Origin of the sequence: Streptomyces sp. NPDC020996, assembly GCF_040641355.1 — a bacterium.
GTDB lineage: Bacteria > Actinomycetota > Actinomycetes > Streptomycetales > Streptomycetaceae > Streptomyces.
Genome location: NZ_JBFADM010000003.1, coordinates 59373 through 85197, shown reverse-complemented (window position 1 = coordinate 85197; position 25825 = coordinate 59373). Strand labels below are relative to the sequence as shown.

28 protein-coding genes and 2 tRNA genes are annotated in these 25825 nt (G+C 66.4%); 26 read left to right on the top strand and 4 right to left on the bottom strand.

Going from position 1 to position 25825, the window contains the following annotated elements; all coding sequences use genetic code 11:
* The first annotated feature begins 37 nt into the window (after positions 1-37).
* Positions 38-110: transfer RNA gene (locus AB0G63_RS03270), tRNA-Arg, on the top strand.
* A gap of 140 nt (positions 111-250) precedes the next feature.
* On the opposite strand, the gene AB0G63_RS03265 is transcribed toward AB0G63_RS03270, so the two are convergent.
* Positions 251-1927 (bottom strand): site-specific integrase, encoded by a 1677-nt coding sequence (locus AB0G63_RS03265; protein ID WP_360743445.1) that lies wholly within the window; start codon positions 1925-1927, stop codon positions 251-253.
* Positions 1928-2284: 357 nt separating this feature from the next.
* Here AB0G63_RS03265 and AB0G63_RS03260 point away from each other — a divergent pair, with 357 nt between their 5' ends.
* The 25 genes from AB0G63_RS03260 to AB0G63_RS03140 all read left to right on the top strand — a co-directional run bounded on the left by AB0G63_RS03260 (position 2285) and on the right by AB0G63_RS03140 (position 22822).
* On the top strand, positions 2285-2485 hold the full coding sequence (locus AB0G63_RS03260) for a DNA-binding protein (protein ID WP_316749129.1): 201 nt from the start codon (positions 2285-2287) through the stop codon (positions 2483-2485).
* Between the two features lie 142 nt (positions 2486-2627).
* Positions 2628-3512, top strand: a complete 885-nt coding sequence (locus AB0G63_RS03255) for a PIN domain-containing protein (RefSeq protein WP_360743441.1) — start codon at positions 2628-2630, stop codon at positions 3510-3512.
* A 282-nt stretch (positions 3513-3794) separates the two neighbouring features.
* Positions 3795-4691 (top strand): recombinase family protein, encoded by an 897-nt coding sequence (locus tag AB0G63_RS03250; protein ID WP_360743438.1) that lies wholly within the window; start codon positions 3795-3797, stop codon positions 4689-4691.
* 215 nt (positions 4692-4906) lie between these two features.
* On the top strand, positions 4907-5092 hold the full coding sequence (locus tag AB0G63_RS03245) for a hypothetical protein (RefSeq protein ID WP_360743435.1): 186 nt from the start codon (positions 4907-4909) through the stop codon (positions 5090-5092).
* Between the two features lie 211 nt (positions 5093-5303).
* Positions 5304-6326 (top strand): ParB/RepB/Spo0J family partition protein, encoded by a 1023-nt coding sequence (locus AB0G63_RS03240; protein WP_360743432.1) that lies wholly within the window; start codon positions 5304-5306, stop codon positions 6324-6326.
* Positions 6327-6816: 490 nt separating this feature from the next.
* Positions 6817-7002: a hypothetical protein gene (locus AB0G63_RS03235; RefSeq protein ID WP_360743429.1), complete on the top strand. Its 186-nt coding sequence runs from the start codon at positions 6817-6819 to the stop codon at positions 7000-7002.
* Positions 7003-7011: 9 nt separating this feature from the next.
* A complete protein-coding gene (locus AB0G63_RS03230; protein WP_360743426.1) occupies positions 7012-7422 on the top strand; it encodes a hypothetical protein in 411 nt (136 codons plus the stop codon).
* Between the two features lie 325 nt (positions 7423-7747).
* Positions 7748-7819, top strand: a tRNA-Gly gene (locus AB0G63_RS03225).
* Between the two features lie 203 nt (positions 7820-8022).
* The gene (locus tag AB0G63_RS03220; RefSeq protein WP_360743423.1) at positions 8023-9375 is read left to right on the top strand and encodes a hypothetical protein; all 1353 of its coding nucleotides are present in this window, start codon (positions 8023-8025) and stop codon (positions 9373-9375) included.
* Positions 9372-10277: a ParB N-terminal domain-containing protein gene (locus tag AB0G63_RS03215; RefSeq protein WP_360743420.1), complete on the top strand. Its 906-nt coding sequence runs from the start codon at positions 9372-9374 to the stop codon at positions 10275-10277. The genes AB0G63_RS03220 and AB0G63_RS03215 overlap by 4 nt, the downstream gene beginning before the upstream one ends.
* On the top strand, positions 10274-10495 hold the full coding sequence (locus AB0G63_RS03210) for a hypothetical protein (protein ID WP_360743417.1): 222 nt from the start codon (positions 10274-10276) through the stop codon (positions 10493-10495). The genes AB0G63_RS03215 and AB0G63_RS03210 overlap by 4 nt, the downstream gene beginning before the upstream one ends.
* Positions 10492-10938: a VRR-NUC domain-containing protein gene (locus tag AB0G63_RS03205; protein WP_360743414.1), complete on the top strand. Its 447-nt coding sequence runs from the start codon at positions 10492-10494 to the stop codon at positions 10936-10938. Before AB0G63_RS03210 ends, AB0G63_RS03205 begins: the two co-directional genes overlap by 4 nt.
* Positions 10935-11138 carry a hypothetical protein gene (locus AB0G63_RS03200; protein WP_360743411.1) on the top strand — a complete coding sequence of 68 codons (204 nt, stop codon included), beginning with the start codon at positions 10935-10937 and terminating at the stop codon, positions 11136-11138. Before AB0G63_RS03205 ends, AB0G63_RS03200 begins: the two co-directional genes overlap by 4 nt.
* Complete coding sequence (locus AB0G63_RS03195) at positions 11135-11335, top strand: hypothetical protein (RefSeq protein WP_360743408.1); 201 nt, start codon at positions 11135-11137, stop codon at positions 11333-11335. Before AB0G63_RS03200 ends, AB0G63_RS03195 begins: the two co-directional genes overlap by 4 nt.
* A gap of 67 nt (positions 11336-11402) precedes the next feature.
* Complete coding sequence (locus AB0G63_RS03190; RefSeq protein ID WP_360743405.1) at positions 11403-11948, top strand: hypothetical protein; 546 nt, start codon at positions 11403-11405, stop codon at positions 11946-11948.
* Entirely contained in the window at positions 11945-13399 is a 1455-nt protein-coding gene (locus AB0G63_RS03185; RefSeq protein WP_360743402.1) for a terminase family protein, read from the top strand. The genes AB0G63_RS03190 and AB0G63_RS03185 overlap by 4 nt, the downstream gene beginning before the upstream one ends.
* A gap of 423 nt (positions 13400-13822) precedes the next feature.
* A complete protein-coding gene (locus AB0G63_RS03180) occupies positions 13823-16354 on the top strand; it encodes a tetratricopeptide repeat protein (protein ID WP_360743399.1) in 2532 nt (843 codons plus the stop codon).
* Between the two features lie 96 nt (positions 16355-16450).
* Complete coding sequence (locus tag AB0G63_RS03175; protein WP_360743396.1) at positions 16451-18010, top strand: hypothetical protein; 1560 nt, start codon at positions 16451-16453, stop codon at positions 18008-18010.
* A 102-nt stretch (positions 18011-18112) separates the two neighbouring features.
* A complete protein-coding gene (locus AB0G63_RS03170) occupies positions 18113-18772 on the top strand; it encodes a hypothetical protein (protein ID WP_360743393.1) in 660 nt (219 codons plus the stop codon).
* 72 nt (positions 18773-18844) lie between these two features.
* Positions 18845-19939: an ImmA/IrrE family metallo-endopeptidase gene (locus tag AB0G63_RS03165; RefSeq protein ID WP_360743391.1), complete on the top strand. Its 1095-nt coding sequence runs from the start codon at positions 18845-18847 to the stop codon at positions 19937-19939.
* Between the two features lie 86 nt (positions 19940-20025).
* Positions 20026-20760 carry a hypothetical protein gene (locus AB0G63_RS03160; protein WP_360743388.1) on the top strand — a complete coding sequence of 245 codons (735 nt, stop codon included), beginning with the start codon at positions 20026-20028 and terminating at the stop codon, positions 20758-20760.
* Between the two features lie 104 nt (positions 20761-20864).
* The gene (locus tag AB0G63_RS03155) at positions 20865-21275 is read left to right on the top strand and encodes a head decoration protein (protein ID WP_360743385.1); all 411 of its coding nucleotides are present in this window, start codon (positions 20865-20867) and stop codon (positions 21273-21275) included.
* Between the two features lie 27 nt (positions 21276-21302).
* The gene (locus AB0G63_RS03150; RefSeq protein ID WP_360743382.1) at positions 21303-22124 is read left to right on the top strand and encodes a major capsid protein; all 822 of its coding nucleotides are present in this window, start codon (positions 21303-21305) and stop codon (positions 22122-22124) included.
* A 210-nt stretch (positions 22125-22334) separates the two neighbouring features.
* Entirely contained in the window at positions 22335-22520 is a 186-nt protein-coding gene (locus AB0G63_RS03145) for a hypothetical protein (RefSeq protein WP_360743379.1), read from the top strand.
* On the top strand, positions 22517-22822 hold the full coding sequence (locus tag AB0G63_RS03140) for a hypothetical protein (protein WP_360743377.1): 306 nt from the start codon (positions 22517-22519) through the stop codon (positions 22820-22822). The genes AB0G63_RS03145 and AB0G63_RS03140 overlap by 4 nt, the downstream gene beginning before the upstream one ends.
* A 78-nt stretch (positions 22823-22900) precedes the next feature.
* On the opposite strand, the gene AB0G63_RS03135 is transcribed toward AB0G63_RS03140, so the two are convergent.
* From AB0G63_RS03135 to AB0G63_RS03125, 3 genes are all read right to left on the bottom strand, one after another.
* Entirely contained in the window at positions 22901-24211 is a 1311-nt protein-coding gene (locus AB0G63_RS03135) for a DNA sulfur modification protein DndB (protein WP_360743374.1), read from the bottom strand.
* Positions 24212-24237: 26 nt separating this feature from the next.
* Positions 24238-24816 carry a hypothetical protein gene (locus AB0G63_RS03130; RefSeq protein ID WP_360743371.1) on the bottom strand — a complete coding sequence of 193 codons (579 nt, stop codon included), beginning with the start codon at positions 24814-24816 and terminating at the stop codon, positions 24238-24240.
* Positions 24817-24992: 176 nt separating this feature from the next.
* A complete protein-coding gene (locus AB0G63_RS03125; protein WP_360743368.1) occupies positions 24993-25823 on the bottom strand; it encodes a phosphoadenosine phosphosulfate reductase family protein in 831 nt (276 codons plus the stop codon).
* Positions 25824-25825: the final 2 nt, after the last annotated feature.

Here is a 25825-nt window from a genome sequence, read left to right as displayed (position 1 = left end):
CGGTACGCTGACGCCAGTGACCTTCACGGCCACGTCCGCCTTCGTAGCTCAGGGGATAGAGCACCGCTCTCCTAAAGCGGGTGTCGCAGGTTCGAATCCTGCCGGGGGCACACTGCCTGACCAGGCGATATGTATCGAACAGGCCCCTCGGAGTGATCTCCGAGGGGCCTGTTTCGTGCCTGGTGGGGACAGGGTGGGGACACGGCGTGTGTGCCGTATGTGTGCTGCCTCCCGCAGGCCGACGGTCCGGCTAGGCGGCCGCCTCATCTGCGGCTTCGGGTGCGGCCTCCGCGGGGCCGACCATGGGATGGACTTCCGCTCGCGCCACGTCGCTGGAGCGAGGCGCAGCGGGAGCCGGGGACGCCGTGGGCTCGGCGGCCGGTACGAGCTGAGGGCCTTGCGGCGCGTCGTCCCCACCCTGCCCACCCTGCTGTGCCGCCTTGCGCGGGACGAGCGCCACGGGCGCGTCTGCGGCCTCCACCTCGAGCTGTGGGAGAACGCTGGTGTAGGTGTCGGCGGTGAGCTTGAACGAGGAGTGCCCGAGCAGGACCTGAATGGCCTTCATGTGGACGCCGGCCGCCAGGGACAGCGTCGCAGCGCAGTGGCGCAGGTCGTGAAGCCGGATCGGCGGCAGGCCCAGCTTCTGGACCAGCCGGTTGAAGACCTGGGAGAGGTACTCCGGGTGGTACGTGCGGCCGTCCTCCCAGGTGAAGACGCGACCGGAGTCGACATACGGCCCGTACTTCTTCGGCTCCTTGCGGTGCTTCTCCTCCCACTCCGCGCGTTCGGCCTGCTGACGTCGCCGCCAGAACTTCATGAGCTCGTGAGTCTGGCTGTCGAGCCGGATGGTGCGGGCGCCGCTGTCGCTCTTCGGGGTGTCTTCCCAGACGTCGTAGGAGGCAGCGACGAGCTGCTCACTGATGTGGACGGTGCCGGCGGTCATGTCGGTCTCACGCCAGGGCAGGCCGCAGGACTCGCCGCGGCGTGTGCCCCGGAAGACCATGAGGTGGAACATCGGGTAGAGCCGGTGCTCGGCGACGCCGTCGAGGAAGGCGCCGGTCTGCTCGGCCGTCCAGACCATGACCGGTCCCGGCTTCTCCCCTGTCTCGCGCCAGCGCGCGACGCGCTCGTCGGTCCACACGAGCGGCTTGGGCGGGGTGTACTTCGGCAGGACGAGGTGCTGGGCCCAGTTTTCGCTGATGAGCTTCTCGGTGTTCTTGGCGTAGTCGAGCGCGGCGCTGAGCTCGTTCTTCATCTTGAGCTGCACGCCTGGGCCGGTGGTGTACCGCGGCTTCCTACGGGCCTCCCGCAGCTTCTCCTTGGCCGTGTTCCAGCGCTGCCGCAGTTCGGGCGGTCGCGGCTTGGCGGTCTGTTTCCAGGCGCGGTGGGCGGCCTCGCACTCCAGCCTGGCGAGCTCGGCGGCGTCCGCGTTGTCGGCGTGCTGCTCGTTGTCGCGCCAGATCTGCTCGAACATCTCCTGGATCTGCCGGGTGCGCAGGTCCCGCATCTTGATGTGGCCGAGGTTCGGGATGAAGACCCGGTGGATGTGGTCGTGGTAGGTCTTCCAGGTGGACCGCTTGAGGTCGACGCGCTTGGCGAACCAGCGGAGCAGGAACTGCTCGACCGTCTCGTCCGAGAGCACGTCGATGCCGTCCTGGGCCTTGTCCCAGATCTCCTGGGCTGCCTCCTCGGCCTTCTTCTTGGTAAGGAACCCGCCCTTGCGTGGTCGACGCCGCTCTCCCTTGGGCCCCGGCGGCAGTTCGACGTAGTAGTACCAGCTGCCGTGGTCCCTCGTGCCGAGGTCGGGGCACTCTGCGCCGAGCTCCCGCGTCTTCGGTCTGCCCTTGGCGTCGAGGACTGGAGCGCCGTCCTCGCCTGTGACGGGTTCCTTGCAGCCGCAGCGCCTGTAGACCGAGCCCTTGAACACATCCCCTCCTACCTGTCGTGTGAGCAGCCACGATGCGGCGATCATATGTGGAGACAAATGAAACGCCTCTCAACTACTGGGCGCCGAATGACTGCCGGGCGTATCCGACTCACCCAGATTTGACCGCGACACTCGCGGCTGACCGTGTGGCCGCCGAACGAAGCCGAACACCACATGTGTGGCAGCAGACAGATCCGACCGCGCTCGAAGGCTTCCAGCGCGATCTTGTCCGACCACCCGAAGAGAACTTAGACTCGATCGGGACTTCCTGGGAGGCGCGGGGGCGGAACAGGAGAGTCTGAGCATGCGAGATCGAAACGATCCGGCCACCGAGAACACTGCGGTGGTGGTGCGTCCATGACGCGGGACGAGGTCCTGGCCCTGCCCGTGACGGTCGACGTACTGACAGCCGGCAGGGCGTTCGGCTTCAGCCGGAACACCACGTACGAGCTGATCAGGTCCGGCGAGTTCCCTGTACCCGTGCATCCGTACGGCAAGGGCAAGCGCAGGGTGCTGACGTCAGAGCTGTGGGCGGCGCTCGGCGTACGCCCAGAGTGATGGAGGCTGGCGGTGATCTCCTGCGGGCGTCAGCGGGAGCGCCGCACGTCTTCCTGCCTACGGGCAGCACGGGTGCCAAGCCGACCGGTGCACCTAGCTGGGATGGCCCGTCGGACCCGTTGTCCTCTGCCACGATCTCGGCATGAGACTCACCCCGGGGACGACCCTTGCCCACGCCGACGACGTGCTCCGCCGAGCGGAGACGACGTGGGCCAATGCACGTGGCGCACAGGACCTCTACCGCGCCTATGTCGATGCGGTCCACGACACCTACCCAGCACTCAAGCAGGCTTTCGCATCCCCGGATCTGGCTCTCGGCCTGCACTCCGCGGCCTACTGGAACTTGCTGCCCCTCGGTGTTGCCCGTCCCGCGCTCGGTGTCGTCAGCGACCGCTCTGTAGCAACGCACGCAGCGCGAGCCCAGCGCGCGGAGAACCAGGCACTCACCGTCGAGATCGAGAACCAGGTGAGGGCCATGGAAAACGCCCGCGCCGAACTCGAGGCGCTGAAGAACCTCGTCGCCCGGCCTGGCTTGCCCGTCGTGTACGACACCAACATGCTCAACCACTGGCGGCAGCCCGGCGACATTCTGTGGCGCGCGGTCCTCAAGGCCCAGGGCGAGGAGGCGTCGCAGATCCGGCTCGTAGTGCCGCTACGTGTGATTGACGAGCTCGACCGGCAGAAGTACGGCCAGGGAGACCTCGCCAGGAAGGCCGCTACCGCTATTCGCTACCTTGAGCGCGTCCTCAAGGACAGCCAACCCGGACAGCCGGTTCGACTGCGCCAAGCCGTCACGCTGGAGGTGTGGGTCGACACCGACGACCGTGGCGGCGATGCCGACCTGTCGATACTGCGCTGCGCCGCCGACTTGGAGAACCTCCATCCGGCCACGGGCGCCCGTGTGTTGACCGACGACATCGGCATGCGTCTGCGCGCTCAGCAGCTGGGCCTGCAGGTGGTGCGCCTACCGGAGGACCATCGCAAGAAGGGCACCGCCCTCGACGAAGTGCCGCCGCAGGAGATGTAGCTGCTCGGCGCCAGGGTGGCGCCGCCCCTGGCATCGCCGAGTCGCAGACGAGATCGCAGGTTGTAGGCCAACCACAAGTTGGCATACTGCGGAGTTCTGGGACACAGTTTCGGGGCTACCCGGGGTAGGGTCCGCTGAGATCGAAACCCAATGCGTAAGCGGTAGGCAACGCCCCTCACATGTAGGGGTGACAATGCTACGCCTTCGCATACCATGTGGGTCAGACCGGGGGATATTTGGGCTGGAGAGAGCATGAGGGCCTACGGCCACGAAACGGACGGCGTGACTGCCGTTCCCGAGGAGGCCGCCCACCTGGCGGCGGCGGCCAAGCGTCTTCTCGAGGGGAAGAAGACACTCGCGGAGACCGCGGACTGGATGACGGAGAACGCCGGACCGACGGTCTCCGGGCGGGCATGGTCGCCGACGACGCTACGTCGCCGACTACGGAACCCGGCGATCGCCGGCCTCAAGGAGAACGGCGAGGGTGAACTGGTTCCGGGGCCGGCCGAGCCGCTGATCGATCGGGAGACGTTCGACGCCCTGCAGGAGCTGTTCCAGGAGAACAAGAAGGGCCAGGGCACGAAGCCGAAGCACGTCCACTACCTGTCGGGCGGCATCGCGACATGCACCCTGTGCAGGCAGCCCCTGGTGCCCCGGTCTACAGCGAATGGCGGGCGGGGGTACGTCTGCGAGACCGAGGGCTGCGGCAAGGTCCGGATCTCCGCCGAGCCGTTGGACGAGTACATCGGGGAGCGGGTCATAGCTCGTCTGCAGAGTCCCACGCATCTCAAGCGGCTGGCCGCCCTCCGCGACAGGTACGCGGCCGAGGCTCGCGAGGCAGAGAGGTTCCTGACGGAACTGAGCGGCCACAAGAACGAGTTGGCCCACGCCTACGGGGCGAAGGAGATGAACCTCGGCGAGTTCAGGACGGCAAAGGCCGCCCTGGAAGGGCGGCGCACCGAGGCGATGGCGGCCGTACGCCGCGGCAAGGCACTCGAGCAACTCCCGGAGCTGACCCCCAAGGGAGTCGAGACCTGGTGGAACGAGACCGCCGGCCGCGAGCAGCGCCGCAACCTCGTTCAGCTCGTCGTGCGCGAGGTGCGCGTTGGACCGGCGACCGTACGGGGCTCGCGGAAGTTCGACGAGGCCCGCTTCGAGATCTTCTGGCGATGGAAGTGACAACTGGCAAACGGATCAGCGAGGTTTGAGGTGTCAGGCAAGACACTCTCTGTTCGGACATTTGTTTGCACTGACGAGTAACCACGAATACGCTGACGATCTCGCTCTCTGTGGAAGACCTCGTCACCGCTCGTGGTGCGTCCTGGTGACGCTCCCGCAGAAGGCGGTCGGGGCGCAGGGGGGCCGAGACTGCGCCATGGCTCAAGGGGAGGAGCATGAACCGGCGCGACTCGTCGCGGACGGACAGACGGACCGACGGGGACGGGGTGAACCCGGCGACGGACGTCGATCCACCAGGCGAGGACGACTGGCTCGATGGGGAGATCCTCAAGGTCTTGATGGGGGCGGACGTCGAGTTCGAGCCCGAGGATTTGGGGCCAACATGTGTCGAGGAAGAGTAGAGCCGACTGAGCAAGTCAATTTAGACACGAGCCCTGGCCGTCAACGATAGGCGGCCGGGGCTCACTCATTTCAACTCCCCGCCGAACAGGGGCAATCCCGGCAACCCGCCAGCGAAACACACTTGACGGTCAAGATCGACTGACAATAGTATTTAGTCATCACCTCACAGGAACCCACCCTGCGAGACCGAGAGTGCGAGGAGTCAGCGACATGAACGTCACCGAGGCGAGCATCGAGGTCACCGCGATCCCCCTCGCGGACATCGAGCCCAACCCGGACCAGCCCCGCAAGTTCTTCGACGAGGCCAAGCTGGAGGAGCTGGCGGCCCAGTTCCGCTCGGTCGGCCAGCTCCAGCCGATCGTGGTCCGCATGGTCGGCGGCGACAAGTTCCAGATCGTGATGGGTGAGCGCCGCTGGCGGGCGATGCACCTGGTGGAGGGCGCTACCACCATCGAAGCCAAGGTCGTCAGCAGCGTGGACGACGAGCAGGCGTTCGTGATGGGCATCTCCGAGAACATCGGCCGGGCGGACATGACCCTGATGGAGGAGGCGCAGGCGTACGCGGACCTGGTCGGGTTCGGCTATCAGGCCGAACGCATCGCGGAGATGTTCGGCAAGACCACCGACTACGTGCGGTGGCGGATGGACCTGCTGAACCTGACCACCGACATCGCAGAGCTGGTGGCCGAGGGGAAGATCAAGGCGGACTTCGCCTGGTACCTGTCGAAGCTGACGCCGGCGAACCAGAAGGTGGCGGTCACCCGGTACATGAAGGGCGACTTCAAGACAGAGACGGACGCCTCTACCTTCGCGCAGGCCCTGCGGATGAAGGAGAACCAGGAGGGCTTCTTCTCCGAGAAGGAACTGTCGGAGAAGGAGAAGGAGGACAAGGCCAAGGAGCGCAGGCAGGCCAAGGGCAAGGTGGACCAGGTCGAGCGAGCGGGGACCCTCCTGGAGGAGCTGGCGAAGCTGACGCCGTCGGAGCTGGCGGACCTTTTCGAGGGCGAGGTCGGCAAGCACCTGGACGCGGTGGAGCGGGTACGCAAGGCGGCGGCCGAAGCGGTGAAGAAGCTGCGGAAGGCGAAGGCGATGTCGGAGGCGAAGCAGCTGACGGTGCGGCCGGAGCTGAAGGTCGAGCCGGAGGCGGAGGGCGAGGAGGAGCCGAGCGAGGCCGAGATCACCGAGGCCGCGGCGGAGGAGCCCTCAGAGGCCGAGCTCGAGGCCGCCGCCTGAGCGCGTACGCGACAGCCGGGGCCCGAGGACGGGCCCCGGCTGTTTTGTGTCGACGAACGTTCGGGCGCGCGTGCGGATGGGGTGTTTGTGGGGTGCGAGTGGGGCGGCGTGCAGGCCGACTCAGCCATAAAACAATATTGACGCAAATAGCTGTTGACGATAGAATGTTATTGCCGAAAGTCGGCATCTACGAGCACTGGCGAGCTCGTCGCAGGCGTGCGGAACAATCCCGGCGGCCGGCCAGGGGGCAGCTCCCCGGCTGGTCGCCGACTTGTACCCCCCTTGGGGCACGGAAAGGTGGGCGACTATGGAAGTCGTCATCGAAGAAGGCGGGGGCCTAGACCCAGACCAAGCGGCCGGCCTCCTGGCAAGTGGCGTGGTGACGCCGCGTCGCCGATGGCTGGCAGCCGCTCTGGGCACGGCGATCCCGTGCCGGTCATGCGGGCGGCGCCTGCGGGTGATCCCCGCGCCAGGCCCTGGGATGGGCACGGTGGCGGTGGACAGTGAGGGGCGCCTCGTGTTCGGCTCCGGCAGCCTCACACGGGACGCGCTCAGCGTTCGGCTGTGCGACGCCTGCTTCGAGCTGGCCGGGTGGGAGAACTCCCACAGCGACGAGGATCACAAGGAGAAGCCGGACCCGGGCTGCCCGCTGTGCGGTGCGGCGGAACCGGCGTGAGGGAGGAACGTGTTCGAGCTGTTCACGCACAGATATCAGGGCTTCGAGCCGTCGATGGGTGTGCCGGTGCGCATCACCCTGGGCGCGCCGCGGTGGGCGCTGCCGTACGCGTTGGAGCACCAGGTGCGGGAGGCGGCGCCGAGTCGCGAGTACTTCGGGTCGGCCCGACCGACGTACGAGGCGGCGTATCTGGCCCAACTGGACCGGCATGGCGTGCAGTTTTTCGCGTCGCGGTTCCAGGAGATCTCGGTGGCGGCCGGGGATCTGAGGCTGGTGCTGCTGTGCTTCGAGGACCTGTCGAAGCCGGACCAGTGGTGCCACCGGCGGATGTTCGCCACCTGGTGGCAGGAGAAGACCGGCGCGAAGGTGCGGGAGCTCGGGCCGCTGGGGCCCGTGTACGAGCAGGGGACATTGCTGTGAGCGAAGAGCGCAGGCCCAACTGGGCTGAGATGAGGCAGGAGGACTTCGAGGCTCCGCCTCGCCCGAAGCCGGGGCCGCCGGGCCAGATGGAATTGTTCGAGCCCGGGCCGGCGAGGGCGAAGGTGAAGCCGGGTCTTCCGGAGGAGTGCCCGATGGGAACGTTGAGCCTGCTGGACCTCCTGGCAGCGGAGCAGTGATGGCAGTCGTTGCGGCCTGACGATCCATGTGACGGGTGCGGCAGCGCACCCGTCACATGTGTTGTGACAGACATTCGTCTGATAGCGTTCGATTGTGGCGGGGTGATCTTCCCGGTCGGCCCCGCCGCGCGCCGGTAGTGCACCTGGCAGCACACCCCGCTCCCGGTGGGGAGGAGCTCGTTCGAGTCGGGCCCGGCGCTCGAGGACGCGTCCGCACAGGCACGTGGTGCGGAGTCGACCAGCCAAGGAACCATCCCCCTCCAGGCGTCCCCCGCGCCTCCTGGTTCCCAGGCGGTCCGGCACGGCAGGACCAGCCCCCTGCTCCTCCGGACCCGCGTCCCACCCCTCGACGGGGCTCAGGTCGGAACGAAGAAGGAAGAAGTCACCACAGCGGGGAGGCCCGGTGTTCCACGGCTCGATCCCTGCGGACCTTCGCGCGATCATCCACGAGCACGCCACCACCTGGCGCGGCCAGGCCGAGGACATCTACGTCGGCTGCTCGGGCAACTTCACGATCGAGCGCGTCCTACACGACTCGGGCTTCCGGCTCCACGGCTGCGACGTGCAGCTGTACTCCTCCGCGATCGGCTGGTACCTCGCGGGGCAGGAACTACCCATCACCATCCGTGCCGAGTCGGCAGACGAACTCGACTGGCTGACCCCCTACTTTGACGGCCACGCCGGGACACTCGCCGTCGTGCTGCTCGGCTCCCGTTTCTTCCAGTGGGTCGGGCGTGGCGACCACCCGTACTACGGGCGGATGTTGGCGGCGTACCGCCGGCAGTTCCCCGAGCTACACGCGAAGACGGTCTCGAAGATCGAGGCGCTCCCGCTGCGGCTGGCGTCGTACGCGCCGATGGACGTGAACGAGTGGCTCGCCGAGCAGTTACCGGCGGACGCCCCGGTCGTCGCCTTCCCGCCGTTCTACGCCGGGGACTACGAGGGCCAGTTCGCGGCCTTGGACAAGCACCTGGACTGGCCGGCACCGGAGTACCCGACGCTGGACGACACAGCCAAGCAGACCCTGATCGAGCGCATCACCGACCGGCCGCACTGGGTGCTCGGCCTGCACTTCGAAGTCGAGGAACTGGCGGACCACCTGCGCGGTCAGGTGCAGACGGCCAACCGCGGCCTGCCGATCAACGTGTACTCGTCGGTGCCGCGCTCACGGATCGTTCGCCCCAACCAGCGCCTGGAGCCGGTGCGCGCCCCGCGCCTCGTACCGGGTCGGCGGCTCGGCAAGACGCTGACGCTGGCCCCGCTGTCGATGGGCCAGTTCGCGACGCTGCGCTCGCAGTACATGAACCACAACATCCGCCCGGGCACGCCGACGATGGCGCTCGCGGTCCTGGTCGACGGGGTCGTGGTGGGCGCGTTCGCGTTCTCGACGCCGAAGTACGACCCGCACAACGTGTACCTGCTCTCGGACTTCCCGGTGGCGCCGACGTCGTACGGGCGTCTGGCGAAGCTCGTGCTGTACGCGGCGCTGTCGACGGAGGCGCAGTTCCTGGCCCAGCGGACGATGAACACCCGCCTGACCCGCCTGAACACGACGGCGTTCACCCAGCGCCCGGTCTCCATGAAGTACCGCGGGCTGCTGCGCCTGAACTCCCGCAAGGACTCCACCGACCCCGCCTACCGCTATCAGCTCGACTACGGCGGCGAGTTGGGCCGCTGGTCGCTGGCAGAGGGGTTCGCGCAGTGGAGGAGCAAGCACGGACAGGCCGAGGAACTGAAGGAGAGCAGGAAGCCATGAGTGAGCAGCTCAAGCCCCGCATGGTCGAGGGCGACCCGCGTGAGCTGATGCTGCTGGACGTCAACGCACGGTTCATGCGGCACGAGCAGTTCCAGCGCCTCGTGGCGAACATCCGCGCCGACGGGGCGCTGACCTCGACACCGCTGGTGTGGAACGACAGTGAGTCGGGGCAGCGGATCGTGCTGTCGGGCAACCACCGCACGAAGGCCGCCATCGAGGCCGGCCTGGAGCGGATCTGGTGGATGGAGATCACCGAGCCGCTGCCGAGGCAGCGGCAGATCGCGTTGCAGCTGGCGCACAACGCGATCGTGGGTGAGGACGACCCGGCCACCCTCAAGGCGCTGTACGAGGAGCTGGAGGACGTCTCCATGCGCCTGTACTCCGGCCTGGACGACAAGACGCTCGACCTGCTTGACGAGGTCAGCGTGCCCAGCCTGGCCGAGGCCAACCTGGACTTTGCGACCGTACAGATCGTGTTCCTGCCGGACGAGAAGGAGGCCGCGGAGAAAGCCTTCGAGGCCGCGCGGAAGGCCGCCTCGGCCGACGCCCGCTGGCTCGCGCGCATCGAGCAGTACGAGAGCGTGCTGGACACGCTCGACACGGTGAAGGGCGCGCACAACATCGGCAACGTCGCCGCCGTGTTCGCGATCATCCTGGCGCTCGTCGAGCGCCACCTCGGTGAGCTGGCGGACGGCTGGTACGACCCGGACGAGCAGACCGCCACCCGCAAGGGCACCACCCCGGTCGAGACGGTGCTGGCCACCCGCACCATGCCCGCCGACGCCGCGGCCATCGTGCAGCGGGCCATCGACCGCATGGAGCGGGACGGCGACATCGAGGCCGGCCAGCGGTGGCGGGCCCTGGAGCTGTGGGCCGCCGACTACCTGGCCGGTGCGGCGTGAAGCGCCCCGATGTGCGGGTCGGCCAGGTGTGGGCCGACAACGACAAGCGCAGCGAGGGCCGCACCGTGCGCGTCGACGAGATCGATGCCCGCTATGCGTACTGCACGGTGCTCACCGCTGCCACGCCCGACGGCCGGACCGGGCAGCGGGCCCGGATCGCGCTGGAGCGGATGCGGCCGACGAGCACGGGCTACCGACTCCTGGACGGTACGCCGTGAACAGCGAGCTGTACCGCAAGCTGCTCGCCGAACGGTACGGGCCACTCGACCGGCTGGAGGCCGAGCGCTACCCGCTGGCCGTCGACCGGGCGGAGCCGGTCACCGGCACCAGCGAGGAGCAGTGGCGCCGCCAGGTCCGCGACATCGCCACGCGCTACGGCTGGCGGCTGCAGTATCACACGGCGGACTCCCGGCGCTCCGACCCAGGCTGGCCCGACGAGGTGTTCGGACACCTCGGCCAGCGCCGCACGCTCTTCGTCGAGTTCAAGACCGACACCGGGCGGATCCGCCCGGCCCAGCGCGAATGGCTGGCTCACCTCGCCGACAGCGGATTCGAAGTCGCCGTATGGCGTCCTCGCGATCTGCCCACCGTCCTGCAGGTATTGGGCCCGGCACGGCAGCGGGCCACCCTCCCCGCGAACTTCCGGAGGCCCGCCTCGTGAGCGGCCCGCACGCAGACGAGCTGAACCGGCTCCACGCCGAGATCGACCACCTGACCACCATCCACCGCACGGCCGCCGGCCTGGCCCGTGCCCTGACCGAACACCTCGCGGACGAACCTTTCCGCCTCGCCAACCAGCTTGCTCGCCTCCTCGACGGCGAGCTGGAGCCCGACGACATCCCCGAAGGGAACGCACGATGAACCTCGCCAAGGACTCGGCGTCGTGGGAACGCACCGTCTCCGTCACCCCGCTGCCCGACTCCGTACGCCGCAGGGCAGCCCTCCAGGTCGCCGCCCGCGCCACCGGTGGGGAGCGCGTACAGCGTCGCGCCGACTGCGCCGACCTCCTGGCGCACCTCGGTCTTCTCGACCCGGCCCTGCGCAGCTCGTCGAGCTGAGACGAAACGTCCCTGCGCAGGAGGGGAGCGGGAGGAGAGACAGACCAGGCGGGAGAGCACTGATCGGATGGCGGACAGCGCCGAGGCATGGGAGAGGCAGCCGAGCGAGTCGGCCGCCGCGTGGGAGGCGTTCGCCTGCTACCGCGACCTCGGCCTGTCCCGCAGCATCGGCAAGGTCGCCGAGCGCCTGGCCAAGTCCCGCACACTCATCGAGCGCTGGTCGACGACACACCGCTGGGTGCTGCGCGCCGAGGCGTGGGACCGGGAGCAGGACCGGCTCTGGCGCGCCGAGCAACAGCAGGCCGCCCGGGAGGTGGCCCGCCGGCACGCCCGCCTCGCCTCCGCAGCCCAGTCGAAGATCGTCGCCCAGCTCCAGCAGCTCGACCCCGCACGTCTCAGCCCGTCGGACGTGATCCGCTGGCTGGAGGTCACGATCCGCATCGAGCGCCAGGCGTACGGCATGGACCTGGCCGACGCCGCCGCGTCCACCTCCAAGGGATCGGAGACGGCAGACGTGTCGGGCCTGACGGACGAGGAACGCCGGGCCCGCATGGAGCAGCTGCGCCGCGAACTCGAATCGCGCATCGGCACGTTGGGCGGTGAGCAGCCGTGACCGCCGATCCGCGGGCCGCGCTGCCCGACCCGGCCAGCATGTCGGACGTCGAACTGCACGCCGAGATCAGCGCATTGATCGAAGCCGACGCGGTCTCGGCGCGCCGCTGGGCCTGCGACCGCCCCGGCTGCGACGGCCTGCCCCACGAGGGCTGGCTGCACCACCACGCCCGTGCCACGCAGCGTCTACCAGAGGGTGACTGGGCGGCATGGATGATGCTGACCGGCCGAGGCTGGGGCAAGACGAAGTCCGCGGCGGAGGCTGTACGGGAATGGGCGGCCGCTCCGGGAACGATGATCGCGGTGGTCGCGAAGAACGCCACGCTGGTCAAGGAGATCTGCTTCGAGTCTCCCAAGTCCGGCCTCCTGGCGGTCATCCCGCCCGAGGACATCCGCCGCTACAGCCCAGGCAACGGCCTGACCACCCTCCGCCTGAAGAACGGCTCGGCGATCTACGGCTTCGGCGCCGAGACCCCGGACAACCTGCGCGGCTTCGCCTTCGACAAGGGCTGGCTCGACGAGTACGCCGCCTGGAACCGCCACACCGCCCAGTCGGTGTACGACATGCTGTGGTTCTGCCTGCGCGAGGCACCGAGCCCCCAGGTGGTCATCTCCACCACGCCCAAGCCGCTTCCCCACGTCAAGCGCCTGGTGGAACGCGGTCGGCGCCCCGGCTCCACCGTTGTCCTGACGACCGGCCGCACCGAGGACAACCGCGCCAACCTCTCCCCCGCCGCACTCGCCGAGCTCGACTCCGAGTACGGGGGCACCCGCCTGGGCCGTCAGGAGCTCGACGGCGTCCTCCTCGAAGACGTCGAAGGCGCACTGTGGAAGCAGTGGATGTTCGAGGTGGAGGGCTTCCGCATCGCCCGCACCGCCGTCCCGCCGCTCGACCGCCTGGTCGTCGCCGTCGACCCGGCCGTCACGACGACGGACACCGCGGACCTGACCGCCTTCACCGTGGCCGGCCGCTCCTACCCGCTGGAGCAGATGTACGGCGACCGCCGTCCCCGCGGCTACGTCCTTCACGCCGAGCAGGACCGCCACACCCCCACGGCCGCGATGCGCCGCGCCGCCGCGCTGTACCACGAGCACCAGGCCGACTGCGTGGTCATCGAGGCCAACAACGGCGGCGACTACCTCCCCGCCCTCCTCGCCGAGGTCGACCCGACCGTCCCGTGCCGCGTCGTCCACGCCACGCGCGGCAAGCGCGCCCGCGCGGCCCCGGTGGCGATGCTGTACGAACAGTCCCGCATCAGCCACGCGGGGCCGCCGCGCACGTTCGCGGTGCTGGAGGAGCAGATGACGACGTACGTCGGCGCGTCCGAGGCCGAGGAGAGGTCCCCGGACCTGCTCGACTCCTGCGTCTGGGCGCTGACGGATCTGTTCCTCGGCACGCCGCTGGCCGCGCCGAGGAACGCTTCAGACGGCCGGTTGAAAGGGCGACGGTGACAGTTGGCAGCATCTCTGCCCTGCAGTGGCCGGCGCCTACTGTGAGATCCACCGCCAGACCATCTCGAGAGCAAATCGAGTGATCCCCGCACAAGCCCCCTTGATCACGGCCTCAACAGGCAGTGTGCACTTGAACAGACGCCTGCGTGGAGACTTGGAGCCAACCGCACGGGCGGCCGCATCTTCCTGCCCGGATCCGTTCCTACCTTGAGTGCAACGGTTCGGAGCCCAACGACTCACTGGTACCTCCTGTGATGGGGCGCCCGACGGCTTCCTCCGAAGGGCCGGCCTCAGGTCTCCTCCTTCCAGGAGGTTTCCAGCGATCTTCCGTGCGCCGAAAGACCTACAAGTACCCTGGTCAGCGGCGTAGTTCCGTGTCTTCCAGCGGACTACAGGACTGGAAGCTTGCCAGGAGGGTGGATCTTGGACGGGGCTGTGAAGCGGTTGAACGACGAGCTGCAGAGCCTTTACAAGGCAGCAGGAGAACCAACCCTGAGCCAGCTCGTGCGGCTTGCCGCAAAACAAAGACCTCCTATCAAGATTTCCGACTCCACCATTAGCGCGTGGTTGAACGCGGGGCATGTTCCGGGTCCCGGCCCCAAAGAAAGGTACTTTGTCACGCTCGTTACCTTTCTACAGAGCCGTGCAAAAAAGAACGGTTATCAGGCTCGACCAGGGGAGGCTTGGCTACACCTTCTGCATGAGGCACGCAGCGAGAGAAATGCACATCGGGGCGGACGGCCTCAAAACGAGAAGAACCAGGTGCGGGCGAGCACCCCAGATAGGATGCAATCTGTAGAAAACTTGCCGCTACGCCCAATCGGGGTCGTGGGTCGTGACGAGTCTTTGCGAGATCTGATCAATCATCTTGACACCCGCCAGACGAAACAGAAATCAACAATCGTAACCACAGTCTCAGGGATGGGCGGAACCGGCAAAACGACACTTGCTATCGAGGCCGCCCACCGCTTGCGGGACCTCGGTTTGTTCACTGGCGGAATACTCTTTGTCGATATGCGCGGTTATAGTAGTAACGATAGCGACCTGAAGGCCGAGAATGCCGCCGAGTTGCTACTCCGCCATCTCGAGGTCCCCGAGAACGAATCTCAGCTTACCGGCCAAGAGGTGCTGGAATTGTGGCGACGGCACACCAGTCTTCTGAGTGATCAGAATCGCCCACTGCTCGTCATTCTGGACAATGTGTCGACTGCTAGCCAGGTAGCACCGCTCATTCCACCATCCTCAGACCACCGGATCCTGATCACGACGCGCCATGTCCTGGCATCTCTACCTAGTCGTCAGATAGAGCTGGGCGAGCTCACTGAATCAAGTGCCGCAAAGGTCATCGATCAGGCTCTACGAATTGCGCGTCCAGAGGACTCCAGAGTCACAGATAACCCCCAGGACTCAGCCGAGTTGGTCTCACTTTGTGGCGCACTGCCGCTGGCCCTGCAAATCGTCGCAGCTCTTCTAAAGGTGGAACCGAACCGACCATTGGCTAGCTTGGTCGAAGAGCTACAAGAAACGCGGAACCGTCTCGACGGCCTCGAGTACGAGGAATTTGACGCCCTAGGTAACCCGCTAGCGGTTAGAGCCGCTTTCTCGCTCTCCTACCGTCGCCTCTCAGCTGAAGAAGCCCGTGCCTTCCGTTTGCTGGCGCTGGCACCTGGACCCGACTTCTCGCTAGAGACCGCTAGCGTAATTCTGAACGTATCCCCATCGGACGCTCGGCGGTTCATCCGCAAGCTGATGAGTGCTCATCTCTTGCTTAGCCAGAACACAGAACGCTGGTTGATGCATGACCTCATCGGATTTTACGCGGAAGAGAAAGCCGTCGAGCAGAACATTGAGTCTTCAGAAGCCCTCAGTCGCATTCTTCGACACCTGCTAGCCATTTGCGAAGAGGCCGACGAGAAAATTAGATGGGTATCGGACGAGGAACAGGGCGCTCGATTCCTCTCGAGGGATGAAGCGTGGGAATGGCTTGTCACTGAGCATCAGACGCTCGTCTCAGCCGTCTCTTATGCTTATCGCGTCGAAGCAGACATCATTGCAATCCACCTTGCAATGAATCTAGCTGGATACTTCAAGCAAAATCACCACGCCACGGATTGGGAGTACGTATACGAAGTAGCACTCAAGGCGTGTCGCAGATATGGAGAGCCGCGACTCGATATTGAAGTGCTATCCACCATAGGGCGCCTCTATGATGCTGCACACCAACCCGAAGCGGCGAGCCGCTTCCATTGCGAGGCCCTCAGCTTGCTCAAAAAGGTAGGACACCACCCCAGTAAAGCATCAGTTCTCAACAGTGCGGCCTCCTCTATGGTAGACGCACTACGATACGAGGAAGCCTTGCCCCTCTTTCGCAAGGCCCTAGCCGAATACCGAAAGGAGGGGGACATACGCGGCCAGGGAATGGTCCTTCACAACTTGGGCAGCATCCTCAGCAACCTAGGCGAACCGAAGCAGGCAATAGAATTCTTGCAGGAAGATCTTGCCATCTGCGAAGAACTCGGAGACCACAGAGGGGCAGGGGAAACATTGAACACGCTGGGATGTGCGCATTACGACCTAAAAAAATACCAAGAAGCAGCCTCCAACTTCAGCCGCAGCTTGGAGATCGCCCGAGAGTTCCAAGATCTTAATCTAGCAGGTCACGCCCTGAAAAACCTCGCAAACTGCTACGCCGGACTGAAAGAATTCCCTGAAGCGCTGACGCTTTACCAGCAGGCACTGGAGGTTCAGCGTGCGATTGGAGATCGCTACAGGGAGGCTGAGACATTGATGTGTCTGAGCGTCACCTATGAGGATGTCGGGCGAATCGGAGATGCAGTCGGCTGTCTTGAGGAGGCAGTCGCAGCTTTCCAGGAGTCCGGAGCGTTTGACGGGGTTCTGGCGGCCAAGCGTTGGCTGCATGACCTTCGAAGTAAGAATCCTTTCTACAAGTTCTGACGGAGTGTCGCTGTTCGTCCCGTCCACCCGCTGAACCTTCCGCAGATGCCTTAAGCTGCGCCGTCTTTGCAGCTGACGGAAGTTCGGGAGGACTGTGTGCGTAGTTGGCGAAAGCTCCTCATCGACACCTGGGGAGCACTGGCGTACAAGCCCGCCTTCCAGGCGGCCTCCGAGGGCCGCACCACCAGGCTGCCCGGGTCCGTCGCTGCATCATGGGTGCCAGAGGAAGACCGACGCCGCCTAGCGGCGTACACGGTGCTCGCGGCCTACGACACCAACCAGGCCGCAGCTCTGCTCGGCGAGCACGGCGACAACCGCCGCGAGTACGGCGATGCCTCCCTGATCGTTGACCAGACACTTAGCCACCTGCTCGGCGAGACCCAGCAGATCGTGGTCGACGGTGCCGAGGGCGACACGGCGGCCCAGGCGCGGGAGGCACTGCTGCGGGAGTGGGCGCAGGCGGAACATCTGCGGCTGCGGATGCAGTATGCCGAGCGCACCGCCGTGCTGCTTGGCGACACGGTCTACCTGCTCGCCTGGTCCCGCGCGAAGGCCCGGCCGGTACTGAAGACGATCGACCCCGGCTTCTACTTTCCCGTGCTGCCGGAGGGTGCGATCGACGCAGACGAGTACCCGCAGCGTGTCCACCTGGCGTGGGAGGTGCCGGAGGACGCGGCCACCGGGAGGAAGGGCATCCTGCGCCGGGTGACATACGAACTCGGGCCAATCGGCGATGGAGGCACCAGACGGACGTATCCGTGGTCCAGCCAGCCAAGCACCATCACCTGCTACCTCACCGACGCCGAATGGGACCTGGACCAGGTAGACAGAGCCGGCGACATCGACGCCCTCTCCCCTGCACGGGCCCGCTTCCGCAGCAACGGGGACGGCGAGGTCCTCAACCGGCTCGATCTACAGCTGGACTTCATCCCGCTCGTGCATATTCCCAACACGGTCAACGGCGCTGAGCACTACGGCCAGTCGAGCCTCCTGTCCGTCGCGCAGCTCCTCGACGACCTCGCCGCGGCCGACACCGACAGCCAGCGGGCCTCGGCGACCACTGGCTCGCCCATCATCGGCCTCTCCGGGGCACGACTCCCTGTAGACCGCAGGACCGGCAACCCCCTGCCCGTTGAAGTCGAGCCAGGAATGGTGTGGCCGCTGGGCGACAACGGACAGCTCAGCACCGTCGACACCTCGGCCCAGCTCGCCGAACTCCGCGCGTACGTAGGAGCGCTGCGCGACCGCCTGTCCGTTGTGACCCGGCTGCCCGCAAGCGTGCTGGGCACCGTCAGTCCGTCAGAGGTTCCATCCGGGTACGCGCTGCAGCTCAGCTTCGGCCCGCTGGACGCCATGGTGCGCTCGATGCGCCTGGCACGGGAAGCCAAGTACCCCCTGCTGCTGAAGATGGTGCAAAGGCTGTATCAGCTCGGCGGCGTACTGCCTCCCGGCGACAACCCCCGCGCCACGATCTCCTTCGGGGCCTACCTGCCCACCGACCAGGCAACTGCCTTGGACCTGGCGGCCCGTGGTGTCCAGGCTGGCGTTCTATCGCTGGAGACCGCGGTGCGTCTGCTCGTCGGGGCCGGCTTTCCGATCAAGGACGCGGCGCTTGAAGTGGAGCTGCTACGAAGGTCCTCCGCTACAGCGGCGTGAACTCGAGGCGTAACGACCCGCACAGGCGCGGCGCTTATAAAAACAGCACCGCACTTGCGGTACCGTTCTTATAAGATCGTGCCCGCCGAACTCGGAGGTTGAATGGCCGCCCTTTCCCTCGCTGCGCCTGGTCCCGAGGACCACAACGCGCAGCTTGCCGCCCTCGGCACCAAGCTGGAATATCTGCACCCGGCCTTGCGGGCCGGCGAGATCGCTCGTCGTTCCGCGACGCCGAACCACCCGGCCAACACCGCCGGCACTCGGGCGTACCAGGAACACGTCCGGATCATTCGTGAGATGCACATCCAGCACGAGGGCTGGAAGCGGCTTCTGCACGACCACCTGGAGCTCGTCTGCAACTCCGACAAGACCGTCGCGATCGGCGTCATGGTCGGAGATGCGGCGACCGGCGAGCGCAGCCTTCACCCGCGGAACCTTCACCGGCGTGGTGCGGCCACGGAGCGGGCCGCCGAGGCCAACGCTCAGCTGGAACTTTTCCCGCCCCCGGTGCGGCGCAACGAGACCGTCCTGAGCGCAGAGGAGTCGTCCCGGCTCGCTCTCTGGTTCCTCGTGTCGTACCGCGTCGAGGACGGCGACAAGGTTCGCATTCACAGCGAGCTCTCGCTGCCCGGCGAGGTTGCGGACGGTTACGTCACGAGGTGGAAGCAGCGCATCCCTCTTCCAGTCCTTGAAATGGACGGAATCGAACCGCCGTACGAAGATGGGGACGGCGAGATCGACATCCCGGTGCCGTTCCGCTGATCGTACGTCCTGGTGCGGCACTGTTCTGGCAGTGCCGCACCCTGCACCACCGACAAGACGAGGCAGTCCACCATGGTGACCCCATCACGCATCACTCTGGCCCGGAAGCGCCGGGGACTGACCCTCGCGGAGCTCTCCCAGCGGGCCGGGGTATCACTGCAGAGCCTGTCGAACTACGAGACAGGACGGACCACGCCCCGCCCACCCACTGTCCGGCGGATCGCCGAGTCACTCGACTTCCCTGACCGGTTCTTCAGCGGCCCCGAGATCGACGAACTCCCCGCAGAGGGCATCTCCTGGCGCGCCCGGACCAAGACGCCTCCCCGGGTCTTGGACGCTGCCAGGGCCGCCGGCACACTCGCCGCCCAGCTGTACGACTGGATCGACGGACGGTTCCGTCTGCCCGAGCCGGACGTGCCGTCGCTCGGCAAGCCCGACCCTGAGACGGCCGCGGAGATGGTCCGCACACGGTGGGGGCTCGGTAACGCTCCGGCTCCCAACATGGTCCACCTGCTGGAGGCCCATGGAATCCGGGTGTTCTCACTGCCGCCGGACTCGCTGGAAGTGGACGCCTTCGCCGTGTGGCGGGGCAGTGTGCCGTTCGTCTTCCTGAACACCATGAAGACGGTCGAACGCAGCAGGTTCGACGCGGCGCACGAGCTGGGCCACCTGGTGATGCACGGCAGCGGCGAGCGCGGCTGCACTGGGCCGGAGGCCGAACGCGAGGCCAACGAGTTCGCGAGTGCCTTTCTGATGCCGGCGGCTAGCGTGCTCGGCCATATGCCTGCCGGGGCCCGTGTCGACCAGATCCTCCAGGGCAAGCGGATCTGGAAGGTATCGGCCATGGCGCTGACGTACCGAATGCATGACATGGGGCTGCTGACCGACTGGCAGTACCGCTCGACATGCGCGGAGCTCAGTGCCCGCGGCTACAAGACGGACGAACCGCAGGGCATGAAGAAGCGCGAGACGTCTCAGGTTCTGACGAAGGTGTTCGGAGGTCTGAGGTCGAAGGGCGTCCGCCCGGCTGACGTCGCCGATGAGCTGGGGGTCACGGTGGACGAGATGAACAAGATGCTCTTCGGTCTGACCATGACGTCGGTGGAAGGCGGCGGCGAGCGCTCGTCATCCGGCCGCTCCAAGGGGGTCCTGACTCTCGTGCCCTGACCCCTCGCACGGTGGGGTGTGCTCGAGAGCGGGTGAAGGGTTAGGCTCCGCGCCGACGCGGGGGCGTCTGGGCTTGGAGCCTGCCCATGACCGTACGAACGCGGCATCCGCGATCACTGCTGCCCCTTGCTCCCGTCGGCTATCGCCGTGACGGCCGCCCGATCCTCCCGATCCTCGGGGCGTCGTCCGACGATCCCGGAGACCCTCCGGTCGACGATCCGACGACCGAGGACACCGGCGTCACGATGGTCTCCCTCCCCCAGGACGAACTGTCCCGCCGCTTCGCCCGCGAGAAGGACCAGGGCCGTCGCGCTGGTGTCCGAGACCTGCTCGGCCAGCTCGGCTTCGAATCCGCCAAGGCCCTGACGGAGTACGTACAGCAGCAGCGCCAGGCCGAACAGCAGCAGAAGGACGCCGAACGGGAACGCCTGTCCGAGGTCGAGCGGCGAGAGCAGGCCGCGGCGGAGCGCGAGCGCCAGGCCCAGGAACGGGAGGCAGCCGCCACCGCCCGGGAGCAGGGCGCCGCCCGTCGTGCCACGCTGGTCGGCCTCGGTGCCACCGGCGCGGAACTGGAGGATGCAGTGGTTCTCCTGGCCCGCGAGGTCGAGCCGGACGCCGACGAAGCCGCGCTCACCCGGGCCGCTGAGGAACTCAAGCAACGCCGTCCGGAGCTCTTCGGCACCACGGCCCCGCAGACGCCAGTCGCTCCTCCTTCGGGAAGCCCGGCCGGAGTCCCTGCTCGCTCAGGTGGCACCCCGGCGAGGCCGGGCCAGCTCGGCCTGGACATTGCCCGGCGCCGCGGTCACGTCAAGAGTTTCTGAGCCGCGGCCGCCACGGGGACCGCGCCCCTTGCACCTCCGCGGACGACGGCACGACCCGGTGACCGTACGCCTCCCCCGAGACGCCCGACCCGGAGGCACCCGGCGTGGATCTCCAGCCGATCACCTACTCCGAGGCCGCCACCGCAAACCGCCCCTGGCTGGCCTCACGCCACGGACTCGACACCCCGCTCACCATCACCCTCGACACCGCGCTCTTCACCGAGGGCACCCACTACACGCCGCCCACGCTCGGCCAACCCCGCAACGTCATGAAGGCCGGCATCCCGCTCGGCCGTGTCACCGCCACCGGGCTGTACGGCCCGTGGGCCACCACCGCCACGGACGGTCGCGCCACCTTCACCGGCGTCCTCCTCGCCGACGTGCCCTTCACCCAGAGCGGCAGCCGTGCCGGCGCGGCCCTGCTCTGGCACGGCGTGATCGCCGCCGCCCAGATTCCGGGCGGACTCGACCCGGCCGCCATCACCGCCTCGACCGCGCAGATCCACTTCATCTGACCCCCACTTGCTGAGGAACACCGCCCCATGCTCGAAACCCTGCTGCGCGACATCGACGCGGCCGACCTCAACGCCTTCGCCCGCACCATGACGACTCCGGACGACTTCGAGCTGACCCGCACGGTCATGCCCGAACGCCGCCTGAATTCCGTCAAGTTCCGCATCAAGAGCAGCAAGCGACGCGTGAACGCAGCCAAGTTCCGCGCGTACGACGCCCAGACCGCCGTCGCCCGCCGCCAGGCCGAGAAGATCATCACCGAGGGCATGCTGCCGCCCCTCGGTCAGAAGCTGATCGTCGGCGAACTTGAGCAGATCCTCCTCGACACCGCCCGCGGCGCCGACTCCTCCGAGTTCGTCGAGTTGCTCTACGACGACATCGAGCGCCACGTCGAGTCCATCCACAACCGCATGGAGCTTGCCGCCGGCGACCTCCTGGTCGACGGCAAGTTCAGCCTCAACGGGGAGAATGGCCTCACCCTGGAAGCCGACTTCGGCGTCCCGGCCGCCAACATGCCGACGGCCGCCAAGCCCTGGTCGGACCCGACGAGCGACCCGATCGCCGACGAGCTGCGCTGGATCGAGTACCTGCGCTCCATCGGCGCCCCACTCCCCGCCCGCGTGCTCACGTCCTACAAGGCACGCGCGACGCTGGCTGCGAACAACGCCTATCGGGCCGCGTACTACGGCAGCGTGAACGGGTCCACCACGCCTACCGCTGTCCTCGCCCCCAACGAAGTGGAGGTAGTCCGCGCCCGCTACAACCTCCCGCCGATCACCGTCTACGACGTCCAGATCTCCGTCGACGACGCCTACCGAGGACCGCTGGATCCTCCTGCCGCCGAACCCTGAGTCCTGGGCGGAGACCCAGTACGGAATCACCGCGGAGTCCCTGGTCCTCTCCTCGGGCACCAATCCGGCGATCACCCGGGAGGACGCCCCCGGCATCGTCATCACCGCCGGCCACCAGGACGACCCGGTCCAGGTATGGACGAAGGGCTCCGCCGTCGCCATGCCGGTCATGTACGTCCCCGACATCCACATCGCCGCGAAGGTCCTCTGATGCCCACCGCCCGCACCCTCGCCAGCGCGGTCTTCGTCGTGGACCCGAAGACCCACGAGAGCCTGCTGCTCCGGCCCGGCGCAGAGGTCACCGACCCGGCGATCGCCGAGCAGATCACCCACCCGGATGCCTGGGCACCGGAACCACCCCGCCGGTCCCGCAGCACAAAGGCCGAAACGTCGTGAGCCTCACCGACGCCGAGTACGCCTACCTCCGCTCGGAACTCGGCGATGCCGACCGCGCCGACCTCGACGCCCGTTACACGCGCCTCGGCTCTCTTGAAGCCGTCGCCGTAGAGGTTCTTCGCGAACGCAAGGCAGCGCTCGTCTCAGACCCCCTTGCCGTGACTGTTCAGGGCGTCGCCACTGTCAACAACGCGGAGAACGTAAAGGCACTCGAACGCCAAATCGCCGCACTTGAGGAGTCCAGGCCCAACGAAGCCACCTACGCAGTTCCCGCCCCCTTGCTACGCCGATGCAGCCGCTGACCCGCCACTCGCCCAGCGGGACCTGTTCCCAAAATGGGCAGGCCAGCGGCCTCAAGGTGTTACTCGAAGACCTGGGAATCAGTCCTGCTCGGTTGCGATGGGCAGTCGTCGCGCCAACTCCTCCGCGGTCACCGGATAACGCTCGTTCTTCACCGTGCGGAATGCACGAAGAGCACGATCGATCTGCGCCCGGGAGCTCGGCGCGAGATGCACGAGCAGCAGCTCGTACAGGGCCTGATTGTTCTCCTTCCCCGGGATCATCCTGCCCTTGCGGGAGGCTCCGTCCGGCGTCTCCTGCCACACGGCCGAGAACGGCGGCGAGGTCATCTTCCAGTCGAGCTCGCTCAGGCGAGTCAGGAGTTCCGGCCAGTCCAGAAGGCGCTGTTCGATGATGTGACGGGCGGCCCGTGCGATCTGCACCTGGACGGCAGGGCGCATGAACGGATGACCCTCGCCGTCGCGTCCCTTCGGGGCGCGCAGATCCTTGGGGGCCGCGTGGGCCTCGTAGCGCTCTCGCATGTTCCCGCAAGCCGCGAGCAACTCGTCGATGCGCTTGGCGAGCACCTCGTAGCTCTCGTCGAGGATCTCGTCCGTGGCTCGCTGCGAGGTCTTGTTCATGCTCTCGTGAAGGCCGAAGCCAAGGTCCGTGAGCAAGTCGTACAGGACACCGATCGTCGTCCAGGCTGTGCCTGTGACGCCCACCTGGCGGGTGGCGAGCTTGAGCTCACCATCGTTGCCGACCTTACTGAAGACCTGGACGACGCCGTCCTGCCTCAAGAAGTCGTGGTCGTCGAGCAGGCGACGGGTGAGGATCGCGAAGCCGTCATCCTCATCGAGGGCGATGTTCTCTTGCGCGGTGGTCTTGACCGCGTTCCGGTTGATGTTGGTGAAGAGACGGCGGGTCCTTCGTCGGCCAGCCTCGTCGTCGAAGTGCGGCACAACGATGACGCTGATGTCCTCGCGACCCAGTTCCGGGTTCCGCTTCACTGCATCCTTGATCGCCTTGAGACGATGTTGGCCGTCCAGTGCAAAGAACTGGTGCGTTCCGTCAAACGTAAGGACGCCGAAGTTCCGGTCCATGCCAGAAAGCACGTCACTGTTTTCGGAGTTCTTCTCCATTTCAAGAGGGATGTACTCCGGCGCCCCTCCCCAGGCAGCGACGATGATCGCACCCAGGAATCGATTCTCATTCGTCAGAAGGTAGTTCGTGATCTCTGCAGTGCGCGCGCCGACGCCACGCTGAATCATCGTACCCAGGTCTTGGTTTCCGCCAAGATCGTGCGCGAAATTGATTTCCCGGGCCACTGCGGCGTAGCTCATAAGGCATGAGTAGTAGGTCCAGTTACCCACCTTCGCTTCGAAAGCAGGCACGAACGTTTTGGAGGGCATGGATACCTCTTCTTCGGCGTTGACTGTCAAGACGTCCAAGCGGCACGGGGAGTACCGAGCCGCCCGCGCAACTTCGGGCGGTCAGAGTCGTTCAGCGGCGGATTCCACAGGCGGATCAACCTCTTCTCAAGCCCCCTGATCCTTCCTCGATCCGCCACCGTGCAGCACCAGAACTCCATCGGGCGCAGCGGGAGATAGCGGCTGAGGCGCTGCTCTCGCGTCTTCGGCTCGCTCTCGGTCCACAGGCCCTCGGGGTTCGCACGCAGATATCGCGTGTATTCCTTGTAGCGTCGGCGGATAGTGTTCCCGGAATCAGCCTGCGACGCACCGGCCTGTCCGATGTAGAGCAGTTGAGGGAAGCTGCCATGAGTCGGCCGGCCGTCGACAGCGAACTGAAACTGAGGGCGCCACACGAACATGTACAGGCCAGGCTCGTCGGGAAGAATCGATGCGAGGTTCTCCGTTGCCTGGTGGATCTCCCACGACGCCGCGAACTCGCGCAGGTCAAGGTCCAGCTGCTGACAGCTGTTCACATCAAGCATGCGCAGGAGCCCCACCTCGATGGGGAGCGCCGGGCTGTCCTCCTCGCGGTGCCGCTGCACCATGCGAGCAAGCGCTTCCGAACCTGCTGCGCTTGATATGGACATGCCTCAACCCCCCACGGATCCAACGCTCTGTGGATCTAGTGTGACAGGAGGCACTGACAATGCATCAGCGAACCGAAAGAGATGCCCGGCTTGCGAAGAACATCCGCAGGCCGGGCAAGGAGTTTGACGTCAGGTCAGAGGTGGCAGACAGCGCAGGCTGCCGAGTCGTCGTCCTCGTCGAGCGCGTCTGAAAGTATCTCCAGCAGGGGGCGGTTCGGCTGTATGCGCTTCGCGGCACGCGCCATGGCCGTCTGGTGCTTGGCCTCGATCTCCTCGCGCCGTTCGATCAGCTCCTCCAGCGACTCACCCTGCGACCAGGTGTACTTGCGGCCCTGCATGGCCGTTCCCTGGTGCTTGACCTTGTCCTCGTAGGCGACAGCCTTCTCGAAGAGCTCCGGATGGCGGTCCTTGAGTCCCACCCATTCGTGCTTGCGCTGGAAGAAGCAGAAGTAGCAGCCGGACCGTGTGCGCCACTCGTAGTAGTCAGGCAGGCCGATGCCGGCCTCCTCGAGGATGCGATCGACTCCTGCGCGATCGATGCCGTCTTCCCGGAAGGGAAAGACAGCTGTGATGTTCGGCTTCGTGCTCACGTATCCGAGGCGGTTCTCGTCAGCCCGGATCGCCACGTACGAGATGGCCGGATCGTCGCCGATCCACTCCTCAAGTGGCTTGATCTTGAGGTTCTTTGTGCACCAGCGCATCTGTGGGCTGGGAAGCGTTCCCTGGTAGACCTCAAGCCAGTGGTCGAAATCCCGTGAGGAGTTGAGCCGCTCGATCGGCTTGCCCAGGGCACCTTCGAGGCGGTTGAGGTACTCGTAGGTCTCGGGGAGTTCGGCACCGGTATCACAGAAGAAGTACTCCATGTCCGGTACGCGATCGCGCATGTAGATCGCGAGTGCCGAGGAGTCCTTTCCTCCCGAGATCCCGAGTACATGACGCTTGTTACCGCTGTCGGCGTCCGACAAGG

Bases quoted from the DNA above. Each gene is read 5' to 3' on its own strand.
- AB0G63_RS03195 (WP_360743408.1), top strand. From the start codon at position 11,135: ATGAACCTCGCCAAGGACTCGGCGTCGTGGGAACGCACCGTCTCCGTC.
- AB0G63_RS03245 (WP_360743435.1), top strand. From the start codon at position 4,907: ATGAACCGGCGCGACTCGTCGCGGACGGACAGACGGACCGACGGGGAC.
- AB0G63_RS03240 (WP_360743432.1), top strand. From the start codon at position 5,304: ATGAACGTCACCGAGGCGAGCATCGAGGTCACCGCGATCCCCCTCGCG.
- AB0G63_RS03255 (WP_360743441.1), top strand. From the start codon at position 2,628: ATGAGACTCACCCCGGGGACGACCCTTGCCCACGCCGACGACGTGCTC.
- AB0G63_RS03190 (WP_360743405.1), top strand. From the start codon at position 11,403: ATGGCGGACAGCGCCGAGGCATGGGAGAGGCAGCCGAGCGAGTCGGCC.
- AB0G63_RS03130 (WP_360743371.1), bottom strand. From the start codon at position 24,816: ATGGTGCAGCGGCACCGCGAGGAGGACAGCCCGGCGCTCCCCATCGAG.
- AB0G63_RS03170 (WP_360743393.1), top strand. From the start codon at position 18,113: ATGGCCGCCCTTTCCCTCGCTGCGCCTGGTCCCGAGGACCACAACGCG.
- AB0G63_RS03135 (WP_360743374.1), bottom strand. From the start codon at position 24,211: ATGCCCTCCAAAACGTTCGTGCCTGCTTTCGAAGCGAAGGTGGGTAAC.
- AB0G63_RS03145 (WP_360743379.1), top strand. From the start codon at position 22,335: ATGCCCACCGCCCGCACCCTCGCCAGCGCGGTCTTCGTCGTGGACCCG.
- AB0G63_RS03160 (WP_360743388.1), top strand. From the start codon at position 20,026: ATGACCGTACGAACGCGGCATCCGCGATCACTGCTGCCCCTTGCTCCC.
- AB0G63_RS03215 (WP_360743420.1), top strand. From the start codon at position 9,372: ATGAGTGAGCAGCTCAAGCCCCGCATGGTCGAGGGCGACCCGCGTGAG.
- AB0G63_RS03165 (WP_360743391.1), top strand. From the start codon at position 18,845: ATGGTGACCCCATCACGCATCACTCTGGCCCGGAAGCGCCGGGGACTG.
- AB0G63_RS03150 (WP_360743382.1), top strand. From the start codon at position 21,303: ATGCTCGAAACCCTGCTGCGCGACATCGACGCGGCCGACCTCAACGCC.
- AB0G63_RS03260 (WP_316749129.1), top strand. From the start codon at position 2,285: ATGACGCGGGACGAGGTCCTGGCCCTGCCCGTGACGGTCGACGTACTG.